Source organism: Vibrio splendidus 12E03 (assembly GCF_000272105.2).
Taxonomy (GTDB): Bacteria; Pseudomonadota; Gammaproteobacteria; order Enterobacterales; family Vibrionaceae; genus Vibrio; species Vibrio splendidus_I.
In genome coordinates this window covers 34,869-53,837 of record NZ_AJZD02000278.1, presented here as the reverse complement: position 1 = coordinate 53,837, position 18,969 = coordinate 34,869, and the positions used below count along the sequence as shown (strand labels likewise).

At 43.0% G+C, this 18,969-nt stretch carries 16 protein-coding genes and 1 pseudogene; 13 read left to right on the top strand and 4 right to left on the bottom strand.

Going from position 1 to position 18,969, the window contains the following annotated elements; genetic code table 11:
* Together A142_RS17405 and A142_RS17400 are read left to right on the top strand one after the other, a co-directional pair.
* Window positions 1–877: PTS ascorbate transporter subunit IIC (locus tag A142_RS17405; RefSeq protein WP_019824692.1), on the top strand; the 877-nt coding region annotated here is incomplete at its 5' end.
* A complete protein-coding gene (locus A142_RS17400; RefSeq protein WP_029405610.1) occupies window positions 874–1,323 on the top strand; it encodes a PTS sugar transporter subunit IIA in 450 nt (149 codons plus the stop codon). The genes A142_RS17405 and A142_RS17400, both read left to right, overlap by 4 nt.
* Window positions 1,324–1,456: 133 nt before the next feature.
* On the opposite strand, the gene A142_RS17395 is transcribed toward A142_RS17400, so the two are convergent.
* Complete coding sequence (locus tag A142_RS17395) at window positions 1,457–2,722, bottom strand: HD-GYP domain-containing protein (RefSeq protein WP_019824690.1); 1,266 nt, start codon at window positions 2,720–2,722, stop codon at window positions 1,457–1,459.
* Window positions 2,723–2,949: 227 nt separating this feature from the next.
* Between A142_RS17395 and A142_RS17390 the strand changes: the two genes are divergently transcribed.
* The gene (locus A142_RS17390; protein WP_019824689.1) at window positions 2,950–3,486 is read left to right on the top strand and encodes a GNAT family N-acetyltransferase; all 537 of its coding nucleotides are present in this window, start codon (window positions 2,950–2,952) and stop codon (window positions 3,484–3,486) included.
* Window positions 3,487–3,603: 117 nt separating this feature from the next.
* On the opposite strand, the gene A142_RS17385 is transcribed toward A142_RS17390, so the two are convergent.
* Entirely contained in the window at window positions 3,604–4,953 is a 1,350-nt protein-coding gene (locus tag A142_RS17385) for a sensor histidine kinase (RefSeq protein WP_019824688.1), read from the bottom strand.
* Window positions 4,946–5,635 (bottom strand): response regulator transcription factor, encoded by a 690-nt coding sequence (locus A142_RS17380; RefSeq protein WP_029405609.1) that lies wholly within the window; start codon window positions 5,633–5,635, stop codon window positions 4,946–4,948. The genes A142_RS17385 and A142_RS17380 overlap by 8 nt, the downstream gene beginning before the upstream one ends.
* A 692-nt stretch (window positions 5,636–6,327) precedes the next feature.
* Between A142_RS17380 and A142_RS17375 the strand changes: the two are divergent.
* The 9 genes and pseudogenes from A142_RS17375 to A142_RS17335 all read left to right on the top strand — a co-directional run bounded on the left by A142_RS17375 (window position 6,328) and on the right by A142_RS17335 (window position 16,353).
* A pseudogene (locus tag A142_RS17375) lies at window positions 6,328–8,282 on the top strand (putative bifunctional diguanylate cyclase/phosphodiesterase).
* A 250-nt stretch (window positions 8,283–8,532) separates the two neighbouring features.
* A complete protein-coding gene (locus A142_RS17370; RefSeq protein ID WP_019824686.1) occupies window positions 8,533–9,012 on the top strand; it encodes a type II secretion system protein in 480 nt (159 codons plus the stop codon).
* 835 nt (window positions 9,013–9,847) lie between these two features.
* Window positions 9,848–11,593 (top strand): EAL domain-containing protein, encoded by a 1,746-nt coding sequence (locus A142_RS17365; RefSeq protein ID WP_019824685.1) that lies wholly within the window; start codon window positions 9,848–9,850, stop codon window positions 11,591–11,593.
* A 223-nt stretch (window positions 11,594–11,816) separates the two neighbouring features.
* A complete protein-coding gene (locus A142_RS17360) occupies window positions 11,817–12,188 on the top strand; it encodes a GntR family transcriptional regulator (RefSeq protein ID WP_019824684.1) in 372 nt (123 codons plus the stop codon).
* Window positions 12,185–13,039, top strand: a complete 855-nt coding sequence (locus tag A142_RS17355; RefSeq protein ID WP_019824683.1) for an ABC transporter ATP-binding protein — start codon at window positions 12,185–12,187, stop codon at window positions 13,037–13,039. Before A142_RS17360 ends, A142_RS17355 begins: the two co-directional genes overlap by 4 nt.
* Window positions 13,039–13,896 (top strand): hypothetical protein, encoded by an 858-nt coding sequence (locus tag A142_RS17350; protein WP_017083226.1) that lies wholly within the window; start codon window positions 13,039–13,041, stop codon window positions 13,894–13,896. The genes A142_RS17355 and A142_RS17350 overlap by 1 nt, the downstream gene beginning before the upstream one ends.
* Before the next feature lie 975 nt (window positions 13,897–14,871).
* Window positions 14,872–15,159 (top strand): putative quinol monooxygenase, encoded by a 288-nt coding sequence (locus tag A142_RS17345; protein WP_019824682.1) that lies wholly within the window; start codon window positions 14,872–14,874, stop codon window positions 15,157–15,159.
* Window positions 15,159–15,713 (top strand): nucleotidyltransferase family protein, encoded by a 555-nt coding sequence (locus A142_RS17340; protein ID WP_029405608.1) that lies wholly within the window; start codon window positions 15,159–15,161, stop codon window positions 15,711–15,713. Before A142_RS17345 ends, A142_RS17340 begins: the two co-directional genes overlap by 1 nt.
* 202 nt (window positions 15,714–15,915) lie before the next feature.
* The gene (locus tag A142_RS17335) at window positions 15,916–16,353 is read left to right on the top strand and encodes a bifunctional diaminohydroxyphosphoribosylaminopyrimidine deaminase/5-amino-6-(5-phosphoribosylamino)uracil reductase RibD (RefSeq protein ID WP_019824680.1); all 438 of its coding nucleotides are present in this window, start codon (window positions 15,916–15,918) and stop codon (window positions 16,351–16,353) included.
* Between the two features lie 17 nt (window positions 16,354–16,370).
* Here A142_RS17335 and A142_RS17330 read toward each other — a convergent pair whose 3' ends face one another.
* On the bottom strand, window positions 16,371–16,823 hold the full coding sequence (locus tag A142_RS17330) for an NUDIX hydrolase (RefSeq protein WP_029405607.1): 453 nt from the start codon (window positions 16,821–16,823) through the stop codon (window positions 16,371–16,373).
* 291 nt (window positions 16,824–17,114) lie between these two features.
* Between A142_RS17330 and A142_RS17325 the strand changes: the two genes are divergently transcribed.
* Window positions 17,115–18,827 (top strand): RluA family pseudouridine synthase, encoded by a 1,713-nt coding sequence (locus A142_RS17325; protein WP_019824679.1) that lies wholly within the window; start codon window positions 17,115–17,117, stop codon window positions 18,825–18,827.
* Window positions 18,828–18,969 lie beyond the last annotated feature (142 nt).

The window sequence follows — 18,969 nt, the reverse complement described above, 5'->3', positions numbered from 1 at the left end:
TTTAGTTCCATTGAATTACGCAACAAAGCCCCTGTCTACAGCTAACGTCGAAGGCACTGCTCTAGTCGCAATCGGCTCGATCATTGTAGGTTCACTGATGGTTATCATGCCTGCACTTGCTCAGAAATACACAGAGAAAGTGATGGGTACCGATCAGCTGGCGATGGGTCACTTCTCAACGTTCTCATACTTAGTATCGGGTTACATTGGTAGCAAGTTTGGTGACACTTCAAAATCAACAGAAGACATCAACGTACCTAAGAGCCTAATGTTCCTGCGTGATACGCCCGTTGCTGTAGCAACAACAATGGCCATCTTCTTTATGTTTGCTTCAATTGTTGCTGGCGGTGACTTTGTTGAAACAGTATCAGGCGGTCAAAACTGGGTAGTATTCACCTTCATGCAGTCTCTTGTATTTGCCGGTGGTGTTTACATCGTACTGCAAGGTGTGAAGATGCTGATAGCTGAAATCGTTCCTGCATTCAAAGGTATCTCTGACAAACTCGTACCGGGCGCAAAACCTGCTCTAGACTGCCCTATGGTATTCCCTGTAGCACCAAACGCGGTACTTATCGGTTTCCTTTGTTCTTTCGCTGCTGGTCTACTAGCAATGGCAGTTCAAGGCGCGCTTGGCTGGACAATCATTGTAGCTGGCGTCGTTCCACACTTCTTCGTAGGTGGTGCAGCAGGCGTTTACGGTAATGCGACAGGCGGTCTACGCGGTGCAGTTCTTGGTTCATTCACGCAAGGTCTGTGTATCTCTTTCCTACCAATGCTACTGCTTCCAGTACTGGGTGGCCTTGGTCTTGAAGCGACAACGTTTGCTGACTTCGACTTCGGTGTTGTTGGTCTTATCCTAGGGTGGATTGTTTCATGAGCTTATTCGATTTAATTGGTAACCAAGGCGTTATCATCAACTCTGAAGAAAACCTAACGGTTGATGCGGCAATTGATGTGACTTGTTCAACACTGCTAGCGAACAACAAAATTGAAGCAAGCTATGTTGAAGCTATCAAGCAAAAGCATAAGGACATTGGCGCGTACTATGTTCTAGCACCAAAGATTGCGATGCCTCATGCTCGCCCTGAAGATGGTGTGAACGAAGCATCACTGCAAGTAACGGTATTCAAGAAGGGTGTTGATTTAGAGTCAGAAGACAACGGTGACGTTTACCTTTCGATTACTCTGGCAGCGATGGACTCAGATAGCCACATCCATACGATTATGGCGCTATCAGAGTTGTTCCAGAATGATGATGACATTGATGCCATAATCGCAGCGGAAACTGAGCAAGCGATCATCGAGATCTTAAAGCGATACTAATCTCGATCTAAAGATCCTGATAAGCCCCCATGAAAAAAGCGATAGCCTCGGCTATCGCTTTTCTGTTTCTGGTGCTTCGTCATTTCGACCGAGTATGAATTTAGGCATCACACCTCGAAAACATTTAATGGCGTTAAAACGCGTACATTCGTTTATCTGTTGATAATTCAAAGCAATATTGCGCGTGTTTATTAAGGCACTCAAACACTTCTCGATCCAACTTAAAGTTATCAACGTGGTCCGTCAAAATAGCGAGTGTTTCTTCTAATGTCATACCTGCACGATAAGGGCGAGACTGAGTTAGCGCTTGAAACACATCCACTACAGCAACAATTCGACTGGGTTGATCCAACTCTTCAGCCGTTTTGCCCATTGGGTAACCCGAACCATCTAACCTTTCATGGTGATTAGATGCCCACTGACAAACCTGAGGTGAACTGAACAACTCCTGCAATGCGAATCGAGTGTCCGTTGCATGGCGTTTAATACAGCAATACTCTTCTTCAGTAAGTAAATCCGGCTTATGCAGAATGTCATTAGGGGTTTGCAGTTTACCGATATCATGAACCAACCCAGCCAGATAGAGTTTACGCTGAGTGGTGTATGAATAACCCAGCTGTTTGGCGAGGTATTCTGAAAGCTGCCCAACCTTCAAAGAGTGCTTAAAGGTAAACGAACTTTTGGTATCAACGACGTTGGCAATAAATTCGGCAAAGGCCACTGTTTCATCCAACGACATCTGTTGAGAGAAGAATGGCACAGGCTCAAAATTATCCCTCATGTTCTCGATGTATGGGATCTCCATAGAAAACCAGAAATCATCTAGGTCGACCAACTCACACATGTGTTGAACAAGGTTGGTTTCGAACATCTCATCGGCTTCTTCAGTCAAACGTTCAATGATGCTCGCTTTGCCATCGGGTGTTAGGTTTCCATAACGATCAGAAGAAGTTATGCCGTATAGATAATCCACTCTATCAGCAAGCATCACGATAGCTGCTAACTCTTTTTCTAACTCGCTGATATGAATAGCCTTTAGCTCAGACCACGGAGTATGGTGATAAAGAACCGGCTTAGCGAATATAGAAAGAACTGGGCACTCTTTTAATATTTGGTAGCCCTTTTGACAATGGTGATAGCTTGAGTCAGGTACAAACCCAGACGTTAAACTGAGCTGTTCATCAATTTGCGAGACACCACAGTCGTGAATCAAGCCTAACGAAAATGCGAGCTGCGCTTGCTCTTCTTCCCACCCCACACTCAGAGCACATCGATACGCGATGTAGCCCACTCTCTGTCCATGATTTTTACTTTCGAAACCGACGTTATCAAGCGCCTTAGCAATACCGAATAGAGCCTTCCTTAGGTCTACGGTCACGTCCTGGCAATGTTGATTCATTATTTAAGCCTAGCATTTTTATAGTTTTTATATATTTAGGCCGCTAATACTAATGCATAGCTAATGATTATATACACAACTATTGTAAGGTTTAATGAGTTTCGTGATAGATCTAACGTATCACGAAAAATCCGTGCTACAAGTGGTTGCATATTAAAAATCATGCGACATTATAGCCTGCCGACTAAGATTCGCTTAAATTAAGCAACCATAAGAAAAGGAAAGACATGTTTAAAACGGTTATCGACAACGAACTCTCCATCGCATTGGTTGAAGAGAGCTTCGCTTCTCACTACGCGGAAATCTCACAAAGCCAGAGTGAGTACCTAAGCCAATGGCTCGTGTGGCCGCCACATTGTAAAACCGAGCAAGACTTTAGGATCTTCATCCAACGCTCGCTACACGATTATGCGGAAGGGAAGAGCATGACTTGTGCAATCGTGTATCAAGACAAGGTCGTCGGTAACTGCAGTTTCAATACCATTGATCATGATAAGCAAAAGGTGACCATAGGTTATTGGTTATCTGAGACATACCAAGGAAAGGGGATTGTGACGCGCGTTGTCCAGAAGCTGATTGATATTGCTTTCAATGAGTTAGATATGGAAAAGGTCGAGATATCAGCCGCAACTGGTAACCAAAGCAGCCGTAAGGTTTGTGAGCGCTTACATTTCACGTTAGAAGGTATCATCACGCGTAACGAGAACTTGAATGGTCGCATCGTTGACCACGCTATTTATGGCCTTCATCGCTCTAAATTCTAAGCTCTAAGCAGTAGTAACTAAGAAGTCACTCGCTTGTGAATCGGAATATGAAAAAGCCACGGCATAAGTCCGTGGCTTTGTTATTTGACGAGCCTGAAAAGCTCTTAAAGCTCCAGCTTATGCGATCTTAGGAATCACGATACTGAACTTGGCACCACCATGGTTGCTGTCGTCGATTTTAATATCCCAAGAAAGCTTTTTAGCCGCCGATAGAGCAATCGCGAGGCCTAACCCCAATCCACCGGTGGTCGACGTTCTGCTTGAGTCTAGTCGAGAGAACGGAAGGAATACCTCATCACGCCTATTCTCTGGTATTCCAGAACCATTGTCTTCAATCACCACCAGCCAGTTTTCTGAGTTCTCATCCAGCGTCATCCACACTTGGTCTTGTGTGTAATTACCCGCATTCTTGAGAACGTTATCGAACACCAAGCGTGCCATTGAGCAATCACACTTAATCTTGCACTCTAGCTGTACCTTAGATTCAAAGGTGGCATTGTCTAGTTTCGAGTAACGAATTCGGTCTAGGCAATACTCACGAAGATCGGAGGTCACTTTAACGAGCTCAAAGAAAGAGTTATCCATGACATTCAACTTCGACAGCATGATAATTTCGGATGTGAGGTCGTTGATATCCTCAATGTAGGTATCAATATCGTCAAAAAGCGCTTGATGGTGTTCTGGTGCTCCCCTTCTTAAAATATCGGTCGCCAACTGAATACGACTCAACGGCGTACGCACTTCATGAGGGATAGCTTGAGCGAAGATATGACTTTGTTTTACTTTGCTTTCAATCTCTTCAGCCATGAAGTTAAAGCTGCTAGCCAAATCAGAAATAGGGTGGATATCATCCATGTCAGATCGAGTACTGAGCTTTCCCTTACCAAACTGCTTCTGCTTCTCAACGAGTAACTCTATTCTTTCTTGAAAACGCCTAACAGGTAAGTAAACACTTGCTCCAATCGCCACAATCACAGCCAGCAACAGCCCTAACAAAAAGTGGCGTTCTGAATCCTCATACCATTCAATGTCTGGCGAGAAGAAATCCCCTACCTCACTGAATGCAAAGCTAAATCGAGAATTAGGCAACTGAAAGACTGCCGAATAAAGATTGTTGTCACTCAGATAAATCGGCACACCATTCAAGGTGGTGTATAGCTCACATCGTTGGCAAGGCGCTTCGCCCGACCAATTTTCCAACAGGCGTAAATTGAAGATATAAAATTGTTGGTAGCCTGTTCTATCAAGCTCTTTATAGAGTGAGTTTTCTTGGTTGTGTTGGCGAGTGTACTGCTCAGCAAAATAGATACCGTCGTTAAGGAAGGTTTCAATCTCGGTTCTTCGCATGTACCCTTCACCAAGGTTCACAAATAAAAATATCGTTGCCGACATCCCAGTCACAATCCCAAGGTATAAACGAGCAAACATCGAAACCGAGCGAAGTTTCGCAGTAATGAATTTACGCAACCAGCATGTACCCCTTGTTGCGAACCGTGCGAATCAACTGTTTGTCTTTGGCGTGAATACGTAGCTTTCGGCGCAAACCAGACACTCGCATATCAATCGAGCGGTCGTTGAACGCGTAATCTATCCCTCTAAATAACTGACAGCACTGATCTCGAGTCACGACCTGACAGATGTTATTAACGAGAAGGTTTAAGATTTCAAATTCAGCAGAAGTAAGCTTAAGGTTTTGGCCGTAGAGCGTGGCACTTTGAGCAGAGCTGTTGATTACAATATCGCACTGTTTTTCAGCCGTAGTTTCTTGCGCAGTTGTTACGGGAGTCGCTCGACGCAATAACGCTTCAATTCGCGCTAACAAGGCATGGCCACGAATCGGTTTGGCAACGTAATCGTCCGCACCAAATTTAAACAAGCTGACCTCGCTCATTTCATCGGCGGAAGCCGTTAGCACTAAAATCATTCCATTGTAAAACTCACGGGCTTGACGGCAAATTTGCGCGCCGCTCATCCCTGGAAGCATCAAGTCCAACAGCACTAAATCAGGTTCAATACTGCGGATCGCTTCAAGTGCCAAGTTCCCTTCATGAACAACGCTAACATTGTAACCTTCAGCTTCGAGGTAAAGCGTCGTTAGACGAGCTATCTCTTGGTCATCTTCAACAATGAGCACTTTGGTTTTCGACATTCCTATCACCAGTATTTATTAAAAGCGAAGGCAGTATATATACTGGTCATAGATCATCAATGTTGGAATCAGAGCCCTACATTTACCGTACGCAAAACATAGTAATCACTTTTGTACATACACGTTTACAGAATAGAGAACCAACAACCGGTGCGCCTTGGTTTATCAAGGTTTCCTCCTTCAGAGCACATTATTTGCTGTGTTTTAATCGCCTACCACCCGCTTACATTTGCTTTATTTTCTTACGCGCACTTACATTTGATGCGTTTACAAAACCCAATCAAACCAACTATCCATACACCAATGATATAACAGTTAATAATACTGAAAAATCTCAATTTACTGGATAGAAAATTCAATATGATAGACTTACAAGCAAAGGTAATCGATCACCTAATCCTACGCTCAGAGCTTTCCATTTTTCATCGTGAGGTGGACTCTGTTAAGCAATACCTTATTAAAGTAACATTCACCCCATTAATAAATAGATTCAATATTACGCAATAATTACTTCCACAGGGCCTATTTTAAGATGAATAAAACGCTTTCACTGTTATTGACCACCACCGCTTTAATTTCAATATCGTCTTCTACTGACGGTTAGAAACCAGAATCCAATTTGATGCGCGACAACCGAACACACGATTTCGGTGATCGCTGTTCGACCAAAATATCAGTTCACCGAGTTCAATATGATGACAAGTTATCAACCTTTCGAGCATCTCCAGTGTCCAATTTGGATATATGACATTGATAATAAGAGAATAACTTGGGCAAACAGCAGCGCCCTTCCTCTATGGGAGTCTGAAACTCTATTTGAGCTGACATCACGTGACTTTAGTGTCGAGATGTCAAAAGCAATCGAAGCGACATTGGAAGAGTACCAAAGGCAATTTCTACGCAACGAAAGCATCAAGACATGGTGGAACTTCACTCCCAACTACATTTCGAAGCTGCATTATGTCTGTTTTCTGGGATCCCATTGCACGATGGTCGAACGGGTATGTTGGTACAAGTCGTCGCTGAAGAAGGCAGTTTAAGGCACGACCTCGCTTGCTCTGATGGTTCAAACCTCTCCCTTCTATTTGATAAGTCGGGAAGCGTAGTAAGTGCTAACTCCGCGTTTTTTCACAACTACGGCTCACCGTTTAGCACCCTATCCGACTTCGTTTCAAGTGAAGAGACAGCAGCACAATGGCTGTTTACCGTGCGCAAAGGCCGAGAGATATTAGAAGAAGTCAGCTGCGAAATAGATGGCAAGACACACCATTTTGATGTGCAAGGAAAGTGGCTCTTTGATAAGAGTGAACTGCTGTTAAACCTAACCTGTACAACAAAGCAAAAAGAGAAACTGATAAAAGCCAGATACAACGCAGAACACGACTGTTTAACGGAGCTTTATAATCGCCGTGGGATCAGCAACCTTCTAGAAACCAGCATTGCCTATCGCTCACCGTTTGAATTGATGTTTGTCGACCTTGATGGCTTCAAATTAGTTAATGACACTTATGGGCACACTGTCGGAGACCAACTACTCAAACAGGTTGGTGAACGCCTTAAACAGTTGGTTGATGAGAAATGCATGATAGGGCGATTTGGTGGCGACGAATTCATTGTGATTGCCCACACCTACCGAAATCAAAATATCCCACTACTTTGCTCTCGCATCATTGATGCCTTAAACCGAAGTTTCCATATCAGAGGCATCGGCAGTTTATCTGTCGGTTGCAGCATAGGTACCGCGCATTTCCCTGATAACGCGGTTGACCAAGAAACATTGCTAAAGCAAGCGGGTATGGCGATGCATCTTGCAAAAGCGAATGGTCGAAACCGCTTCCAAACGTTTACCCCAGACTTAGCACAAACCCTGCATCGCAAAGTGGAGATCCGCCACCGACTGGCACGCGCCATCGAAAACGACGATCTCAACCTTCACTACCAACCGATCATGAACACCAACAGCGACAAGGTAAAAGGGTTTGAAGCCTTACTTCGATGGTCGGACAAAGAGCTAGGTAACATCGGCCCTGATGAGTTTATTAGCTTAGCGGAGGAGACAGGGCAGATTGTACCGCTCGGCAAATGGGTTCTTAACTCTGCACTCAAACAGCTATCGATATGGCAACGTGAGTTTGATAGTGAGTTGATGATGAGTATCAATATTTCGAGTATTCAGATGCACGCCACCTTTGCCGAGCAGCTATTAGCAATGTTGAACTTCTATAATATCCAACCTCAAAGCATCGCCCTTGAGATCACCGAATCTTCGATGATTTTCAAGCACGGTGAAGTCAGGCAAGCATTAAGCGATATTTCTAAATTAGGTGTTGAACTTCACCTTGATGACTTTGGCACAGGCTACTCGTCACTATCGATGTTGCATGACTTACCGATTAGCACCGTAAAACTCGATAAAAGCTTTGTCCACGGTTCACACAAAGGGAGCAAAGCGATTGTCCAAGCCACCCATGCTATCTGTGAAAAATTGGGGCTAAAAGTGGTTGCTGAAGGTGTCGAAACCGAAACGCAAAAAGCGTTCTTAATCGATTGTGGATACCAGTATCTTCAGGGATTTTTATTTAGTAAACCAATTCCCTCAAATGAAGTCGAAAGTCAGTTTTTGAGTGGTCGACAAATCTACAATTAAAGACTTATTTATCAATAAATTAAGTCGTTTGAATGCTTCCTAAACAATCGGCTGCTGTGGGTGTGCACGCTTACGTATGCTTACATAGCGTTTAACAGTAAGTAAAAACAATTAAATTATTGTTTATAAATAAAATTACTTAGAAACTCAAACAATAAAACACCAAACTATTATACCCACTAACTGTAATGACTTTGATATTTAGATTACCCTCATTCCGTCCCTTTAGCAGAGCAAATAATCGGTAACCATGAACAGACAAAACGGCTTCACTCTTTTAGAACTCATCATCTCTGTATTAATTTTATCGGTCGTTTTGGCGACAGCTATGGTCAAGTTCTTAGACGTTCAAGGAAGTGCTCGTGCGAGTAAAATACACGATGTGGCTGGTAACCTTCGCACGGGTATCGATATGATCTACGCGAAGTCAGCGATTGCTGGCGTTGAGGATGAATGCAACTATGTTGAAAAGACGGAGATTGAGACCTACTACGTCTGCCACGGCTATCCAATCGCCTATGTTGACTCACTAAGAAGACTACTCAATATCGACGCAACAGAGCTTCATGTCATCAACAAAGAAGTAGACTCTGGCAGCAATGCAGAAAGAGTAGCTGCCATCTCTTTCGACACCAAAAACTACACCTATTCGCCAGAAGGAGACTTTTGTCAGGTGCTTTACCAGCCAGAAAAAGAACCGCAAATCGTGGTGCTTGATGGTGCATGTTAAATACTCAACGATTGCACGCTTTCATAGTTAACACAAAGCCACCGCAACAGATCTTTGAATATCATGTGGTTACGCTAACATTTGCTCAAAAATAACACGAATTGATCTAACTTGTTGCTACTTACACTTTTAGGCAGTGCTCATGGTATAACACCAACCTCATTCATATCTTATTTTCATCACTAGCCGATGAATATTTACATGCACACATATTTGATACATATGTCAATGATAATCCCATTAAAATCCTTTAATCAACACCTCATGATAAACATCACCCTTTCCCTATTTTAAATATCCCATCTTAAAGTTTCATTATTTAAACTTCGTAATAGAATAAATTAAAGTCAATTATTCAACAAATATAATTAATTCTATCATTGATTACTTTAATTAAATCACAAAAACAATAAGCCGTTTAAATTATATTAATATCACATAAACTGACATAATTTAATTTTATCCTGAAAAATTCTGATAAATCTGACACATCGATAATCTGAATGAATACCATCAGAAGCTACATTAGAAACCTCTAAATCCAGTCGCTAAACCTACCGCGTAGAAGCTGTGAAATGGATAAATACCAAAACAAATGGATAAATCCCCTTTACCCCTTGTAAATCATTGGCTTTCATTTATAAATTCAACTTTTGGGTGAACATCTCCATAACCTTTCGTTAAAGCCCAAATTCTGCGATTAGTATCAACATCTTAAGAGAAAATGGTGACATTTTGGTTATATTATTTAGATCGAACTCTTGTGTTGAATGACAATCCCAGCCATCACATATCCATCACACAAATATAATAACTATCGCTTAGGAGTTGAGCTATGCACTGTTCTTTCAATATAAATAACAATAATGAGAGCTTGCAACTGATCTACAATGAAGAAAAGATATACATAAAAAGAGACAGCAATAAGATATCAGAGGAAACTCTTAATAATAAAGAGAGTTTTGTTTTCAAATACCTTATTGAACACTCGTCAATATCAAACCCTCAATCTGCACGAGATGTTGAAGAGTCTTTTAAATTACACTTTGATGAAGAGTTTAGTTTATACGCGTTAAAAAACATTATTGCTTCTATAAGAAAGAAATATCGAATCTTATGTAAAAAAGCGAAGGTAGATAATAATAGCGAACTTATCTCTAACCTTTATAAGGTAGGTTACTTTATCGATCTCGATAAAAGCTCAACCAACCGTATCGCACCTAAGTACGACATCAACCAGTTCAAGCCCAGCCAGTTCGAGATGTTGAAACTGATGTTCAACACCTATCATCGAGAGCTGATCAAGGCTCTGATAGCCGTGTTCACCATCTCTTCATTTTTCCTCTTCGTTGCCTACTTTTTCCAAATCCTTTATACGACGAAGATTGCAGATGAATACAGCGAAAACACCAAACATATTGTTGAAGAAATCATGCTCTATGGTTGCGATAACCAAGGGGCTGTGCACTCATTAAGGCATTCGCTCAACCTGGATTCTGTCATCATGACTACGTCTTATGGTTCATGTTATATCTCCAAAACACGATCGAAAATGGTAGACCTTGATCAAGTTGATGACTTTTACGATAGTGCCGATTTCGCTTATTCACGCTTCGCAGACACTAAGCATGACATTGACCTTACGGTGCGTATTTCTACACGCTCTATTGAAGCTCGATACAAAAACTCACTATTGCCTCTGTTAGTCGACTCGGTCTCGATCCAGAAGAATGGTTATTACATTCTGAACCTTGGTGAAGAAAGTAAAGCTATCTATCAAACACCACTGCCAACCGGCGCAACCATTACCTTTTACAGTGACGATATTGTCGTACTGTGGACTGCGCTTTCTCTGATTCTCGCCACACTGCTTTATCGCTCCTATATTCTGGGTTTTATGATCTACCTGTTTCGTTGGAAACACATCTCCTTTGAAGAAGAGCCCATCATCAACACCGAAGACAACAGCGTCCTGTATTACGAGTTGTTATCTCGAGTTCGTAACGTTGGCGTTTTAAGCTTCATCAACACCATGAGACGCACCAATTTACTCACCTTTCACACTATCTTGCTCATCGAGACGGTCAGAAAAGCCAAATTACACAACAGCCATGAGATCTATGGTGTCAACGTGTGTCCGAGCGCTTTGGTGGGGTCGAACTTCGCAAGGCTCAGAGAGCATTTGGCCGCGATGGAAGCGAATGAATTTGTCGTCGAGATTACTGAATATTCGAACATTGGCTATGGATGCGAGGTTATCGATAACATTAAGGATATCAAAAAGCTTGGTATCACTATCGCTCTGGATGACTTTGGTACAGGCAATAACAACATCGAAATCATCAATGTTATCTCTCCGGCCTATCTAAAACTGGATCGTTGTTTTGTTAAGGATATCGAGTCAGGAGAGCATCATCAGGGTGTATTGCTTAATATCTCTGAGATTGGACGCTTATCAAATATCACGATGATTTATGAAGGTGTCGAGACGCGCAGGCAGCAATACATCTTGTGTCAGCTAGGCTACAACTTACATCAAGGCTACCTATATAGCCGGCCCAATGACTTAGAGGAGCAATAGGCTCTGCCTAATAAAAATCTTGATGAGCAACCATTGCCTATTCAAATAATCATCGCTCATACAGCTGCTTGAAAGCCCACAAGGACGTAGGCTTCAAGTACCCTCCCCGCCAAACATGCTTTATCCAAAAATAAAGATATCCGATCCATTTTCATAAAACCCTTGCCAATTCGTATAAAAAGGTTAGTGTTATACACATGTATATCACCATGCAGTTTTAATTATGACCGAATGGAAAGACGACCAACCGATCTTTAGGCAACTTGCCACAAAGATCAGTGACCAAATTCTTCAAGGTGTTTGGTTAGAGCAACAAGCATTACCCTCTGTGCGTGCGGTTGCTGCCGATCTCAAGATCAACCACCTTACTGTCATGAAAAGCTATCAGTTACTGGTAGATGAAGACTTGGTAGAGAAAAAACGCGGCCAAGGTATGTATGTGGCCGAAGGGGCACTTCAAAAATTGAAAGAGTCTGCACACCAATCATTCATCAACACACAGATCCCAGCCATCGCTGAGACGCTAAGCATCATTGATATGAGTGTCGAAGAACTCGTGGAACAGCTAGCACAACATATAAAGGACAAGTCATGAGTACTTTACTTTCCGTGAAAAACGTAACCAAAACCTATTCAAATCAAGTGGGTGTCGAGAACATCAACTTCGAGTTAAAGCCAGGGCAAGTACTTGGGCTTCTGGGCCACAATGGCGCGGGCAAATCGACACTGATCAAATCACTGCTTGGTGGCCACAACTATCAAGGTGAGATTGAAGTAAACGGCTACCACCCTATCCACCAGCACGCAGAGCTCATGCAGCATTTATCGTATATTTCAGATGTTAACGTGTTACCAGAGTGGATGACCGTTAAACAACTGCTTCGATACACACAAGGTGTTCACCCTAGCTTCAACAAACAAAAAGCAGAGCAGACGCTAAGCAGCACCAACATTAAGCTCTCTTCTAAGATCAAGCAGCTTTCTAAAGGGATGAAAGTACAACTTCACCTTGCGATCATCATCGCGACTGACACCCAAGTGTTGATCTTAGATGAGCCTACACTTGGTCTAGATTTACTGTACCGCGATACTTTTTACCGCCATCTACTTGAGTGGTTCCACGACGGCGAACGCGCCATGATCATTGCAAGCCATGAGGTTTCAGAGATTGAACACTTATTAACGGATGTTCTGATTTTAAAACAAGGCCATTGTGTGCTGCAAAAGAGCATGGAAGACATCGAAAACGACTATTTCATTATCGAAGTCGCAAATAACCATTCAAGTGAGATACAGAAACTCAAACCACTGACCTCGCAATCAGGCCTCGGCACCACTAAGTGGTTGTTGGAAGGTCAATACAAAGCGCAGGTTGAATCACTAGGTAACATCTATAACGTTGGTCTAGCAGACCTATTCCTTGCAACACAGACGGAGAAGGCATAATGCATCCAAGTTTTTACATGCTAGAAAAAGAACTCATCGAGCACAAAGTTAACACTCGATTGCCTCTGTTTGTCGCATTATGTGGTTTCTTACTGTTCGTTGGTCTGTTCTTTAATGGCGCAGCGCAACATGAGTTTTTCTTTGAAATGCAAGTGAATGGTGACGTGAGCGACATCCACAGAGAGTTCGCACAAGATCTCAACTCAGTGATCTACTTTGGCGCGGGCCTTATTTCACTGATCCTGTCGACGCTTTATATCCCTAAAACGCTGCGTAAAGAGCGCCAAGAAGGCAGTTCGATGTTTTGGAGAAGTATGCCAGTATCTAACGCTATGACTCACGGCGTGAAACTCGGCTTCGGTTTAGTGGTGATTCCAGCAATCTGTGCGTTGCTCGTGCTGTTCGCAGATTTTCTATTCTGGATATTGAACGTCTCAAGTGAGCAACAACTCGCGCTATTGGTTGAGCAGCAATCTCTGTTTTATGTGCTGAGCAACTGGGTCGTGTTTTTTGGACGAATGATGTTAGTTGCACTGGTTTTATTACCACTGGCAACCGTCACTCTAGCGATTTCGCAGCTGGTGAACTCTCCATTGCTTGTCATTTTCATCTCAAGCTATGCGATTAAGTTCCTCTCTGTCGCCGTGTTTGGGTTCTATGGCATCAATGACTTCCTATCTCTCATCGCGTCATTACCAATGAATGTGCTCATAGCAAGCAACCCATTAAGTGCGATTGCAGAAGCGCCGATTTTATCTCTAGGTATTTACGCACTGATCGGTGTTGGTGGCTATCTTCTGAGCCTAAAGCTGAACCGAACCGATGATGTCAGTTTGAAGACGCTCTTCCAACGTTAACGCATTAGCTCCTGACGTTGGTGTTATCTCTCCCGAGCAGGTAACACATCAGATATCAAAATCTAAATCAAAGCTTCTGAGAAATCGGGAGCTTTTTTATTATCAGGACTTTAACGAATACAGGGGTGCGAAACCAAGGAACAAGAAACAAGAAACAAGAAACAAGAAACAAGAAACAAACAGTTTTAGTTTAGGGGAATAGATTTAACAAACGAAGATAAACTTAGAGGAGGTATTAATGAGCTGACATTGAATTGCATTGTTGTTGATGCCTGCCAGCTCTTTGGGGATGATTTCGTTAGTCGCCGACCAGATGAAGGTCCTTGAGAGTGCTAATGAAATCAGTTTGTTGCGTTTTACATTTGATTAAGCTTTTCAGCTTTTAAAGCTTTACGATTTAAAGCTTATTTCTTTGATGCTTCTTTAGACGTGTCTTTCCAGTATTGGATACGAACGCGATGAAGCTGTGCTCTTCTCATTTTTTTCATAAGGGATATTTCCTTTTCTTTAACTGCTCTTCATGAGCTATTTTTATTGCCAACCATTCGAATCTAACGGTGTTTGATGCCCAGATCAATGATACAAATCACAAAATATATAGAGTTTTGAGTACCATTTACATCAAAGTATGACCTAGATATCAACTATGGCTCAATTCAATCCTATGAGCCGCTGTTCAAAATTAAGGTTAATTCTCTCAGATGACAAATTCATTTCAGTATCAATACAGTTCAATGATACTAGTTTAATAGACCGGACCAACGTTGATTTAGTTCCAGTGTCTTATCATTTATTGATTACACAGCCCTCAAGGTTACGGTGTAACCAAAATGCATTCTATGTGAACAAATAATCGTCACATTAGCCTATACGTCACAACATCAAAATGGGATTATGTTTGTAAAGGATAGAGCTTTTGATAGAAAAAAGCCGTAGTGGACAAAATTAAATAGACGTAATTAAATGGACGTAATTATGAGTAAAGTAATTCTGCAAGGGCATATTCTAGTGCCAGACAACGATCTAGAAGCCGTAACACAAGCCTTGGTTGTGCACAAAGAACTGACACTGGGAGAACCTGGTTGTATTGTGTTTCGAGTCAGTCAAAGCACACTTCAACCTAATCGCTTTGAAGTGTATGAAGAATTCACTAGCCGAGAAGCATTCGAAGCCCATCAACAGCGAGTAAAAGCGTCTGAATGGGGTGAAATCTCCCAGAATGTGACACGTCATTACCAAGTCACCGATGTTCCGACATCATAATGATAAATCCGCTAGCCAACAGTATCGTCACGTTGATCAAACAAGATCCCTTACGAATGCAGGTTTTAAGCTGTGTCGCTCAGTTGGATTTACCGCAGTGTTATGTTGCTGCAGGCTTTGTGAGAAACCTCGTTTGGGATCACCTACATGGCTATGCCTCCCCGACTCCACTCAACGATATTGATGTGATCTACTTTGATCCCATTGATACCTCTTACGAATCGGATTTTAGATACGAGGCTCAGCTTAAACAATGCTTACCCGAACTGCATTGGCAAGTTCGCAATCAAGCCTGCATGCACACTAGAAATGGAGATGAACCTTACCAAGGCTCATTGGATGCGATGAGTTACTGGCCAGAGAAAGAAACCGCAGTCGCCGTAAAGCAAAATCTTAATGGAGACATCGAGTGTATTTCATCTTTTGGTTTAGAGAGTTTGTTTGATTTGAAGATCACACCGAACCCCAATCGCAGCAAAGACGTGTTTGACCAACGAGTTCAGTCTAAGAACTGGTTAACTCATTGGCCCAAATTAGCGATTGGTCACAGTTAACGATTAACCACAGCGAGTTAATGAGCGGCTACAGTCAACTAGCGGCCAGATTCAAAATGAAAACCATTGACTAAAAGCCCAATCAGATCGAACATGCCCCCACTTGCTTAGCTTATTAGCTTAGTAAGTTAGTAACTATCCAAGTCATCAACCGCGCGCGGTCACTCACTTCTGCGCTCTCTCGTCATACTGAGTAACGACCATGAACCAACAATACATGCTGCAAGCACTCGAAGCTTCGCGCCAAGCCTTACCTGATTGCCAACCAAACCCGCCAGTAGGGTGTGTTTTGGTGAAAGACGATAAGGTGGTGTCTGTTGGGTATACACAGAAGGTGGGTGGAAACCACGCCGAGGTTGAAGCACTGAATGGCCATGACAGCAAAACGGACGGAACAATGGAAGAGGTTACCGCTTACGTAACTTTAGAGCCATGTTCATTTATTGGCAGAACACCCGCTTGTGCCAATACATTGGTTAAAGCAGGTGTAAAACACGTAGTCGTGGCGATGCTAGACCCAGACCCTCGTAATAATGGCCGTGGTGTTGCGATCCTTGAATCGCACGGCGTGAAGGTGGATGTGGGGTTATGCCAAGCGCAAGTAAGCGCGTTTTTAACCCCTTACCTTGGTAAGTCCTAGATCTTAAACAGCCAGTGCTAGTTCAATTTCACGCGGTAAAGCGGATTGACTGGCTTATCGACAAAGTATGACCAAATATGATCGTAGACGGCATGTTGGTTGGGGAACGGCGCAAGTGCTTTCGCTTCCTCTAAATCGCACCAGCGGTACTCCGTATGCTCGTCATTCAGTTCAATCGCTTGGTTGGGTGGGCATAGCACCGCAAACACAGGGATGAGCTGAATCACATTAACGTGCGCTTCGTAAAACTGCTCCAGAAACTGCGCGTTATACAAGGCTTCCACTTTAATTTGGGTCTCTTCTTCAAACTCGCGCACGATAGCCTGCCAGCCTGTTTCACCGGCTTCAATCGAGCCTGCGACATGGCACCAAAACTCGCCCTTCACACGCTTCATTAGTAGCATTTTCATTTGTCCGTCGATCTCTGAAATAGCGACACCAGATACAATCGAAGTATTGAGTGGAATCATAACGTTACCTTAGGTTGAACAAGAGGGCGGCAAGGCTACCACCCTTCGTTTGTGAAGTTACCTTCTATGATTAAAAATGAGAAGTTACTCATCAATTAATGAAGTTCAAGCCATAGCTCATGGGTTCCGTGTTAACCGTCTCGCTTAGCTATCCAGTAATAGAACCATTTCTTATTTGAGGCGCTTTTCGATAAAGAGTAGAATCGCCGCCTCGTACTGTGTTTAAAGTCTCTAAACATACACAGTAGACTCACAACCATTTATCACCACGATATAAGTATTAAGACGACTATGCACTCATCAAAATCAACGCACGACTCAGATAACAGCCACACACCTGAGCATTGCTTCACCCGCTTTCAACAGCCGATCGAGTCATATTCGTTGCCAGAGCGTTTCACCTTCCCGTTCTACTACGAACCACACCCATTGTGTGAAATCGCTTCTCATCAGCTTCAACAATATCTAGAAACTCAAACCGATTGGCAACATGACTTCGGGCTAGATTCTGACGCTGGTCGCGGCAAAATGTTTGGTGTGTTGTTAGTAAGAAGCCCAGAAGGTGAATTGGGTTACTTCTCTGCTTTTTCAGGGAAAATCGCCGACCAGAACCTATTGCCTCACTTTGTACCGCCAGTCTTCGACATGCTGAGCAGCGACAGTTTTTTCCATCAAGACACAGCCGACATGATGGCTGTAAACGCTGAGTTTAAAGCGCTACAAGCAAATACTAAATACCTTGAATTGTGCGAGCAACTGGCACAGCAAAAAGCGCAAGCTGAGCAAGAGATTGAAGCTCAACGACTATTGATTATTGAAGGCCGAAAAACGCGTAAAGAAAAACGTGAACAAGGTAAAGAAAACCTTGATGAGCAAGCTTTCGAACAGCTAAATAACGAGCTAAACAAAGCCAGTGTTGCCGACAAGAACCAGCAGAAGCACCTAAAGCTCAACTGGGAACAGACTCTGCAAGTGTTGCAGGCTAAAGTGGATGTTTTCACCACTCAACTGGCTGAGCTAAAAGAGCAAAGAGCACACATTTCTCATCAGCTTCAACACAAGTTGTTTTCACAATACGCTTTCCAAAATGCGGAAGGAAACGTTGAAGACCTTAACCAGATCTTTGAAAACACGCCAAACAAGATACCACCAGCTGGCTCTGGTGAATGCGCTGCGCCTAAATTGCTGCAATACGCGTACTTAAATGGTTACACGCCACTGGCATTGGCTGAATTTTGGTGGGGTCGCTCTCCAAAGTCGGAAATCCGTAAGCACAAGAAATACTACGCTTCTTGTCAGAGTAAATGTGTGCCGATTTTAGGTCATATGATGAAAGGCCTTGAAGTCGATCCAAACCCATTGCTAGAGAACCCTGCTGAAGGCAAAGAACTGGATATTCTGTTCCAAGATGAGCACATCGTGGTAGTACACAAGCCAGCAGGTTTTCTATCCGTGCCGGGTAAGACCATTAAAGATTCCGCCTACACACGCGTTCAAGAAATGCATCCCGACGTTGAAGGCCCATTTGTTATCCACCGTTTGGATATGGCGACCTCTGGCATTCTGATATTTGCTTTAACACGACGTGCGAACAAAAGCTTACAGAAGCAGTTCATTACTCGTGAAGTTGAGAAGCGATATGTCGCAATGATTGAAGGTGTGCTAGACCAAGGTGAAGGCTATATTCGACTACCATTGCGTGGTGACTTGTATGACCGCCCTCGTCAGATTGTTTGCTTCGAACACGGCAAGCCTGCAGAAACCAAATGGGAAGTGATTGAGCGAAACGAGCAGACCACTAAGGTTTACCTGCACCCTAAAACAGGCCGTACACACCAGTTACGTGTTCACTGTTCACACCAAGAAGGCCTTAACATGCCTATCGTGGGTGATGGCCTATATGGCAATAAAGCCGACCGACTGCACCTACACGCAGAAAGACTTGCACTGCACCACCCAGTGACTAAAGAGTGGATGGAGTTTCAGTTCGACGCTGAATTCTAAAATCTCTCATTAGTACCGAGCTTTAAAAAAGGAGTCACACCGCTTGTGGCTCCTACCTCTTTTGGGTATATCTCCACGCTTATTGCACTACATCAAGATTCACTTTGTTGTGAAGAGTAGCATGCCCACCTTCTTCTCTCCT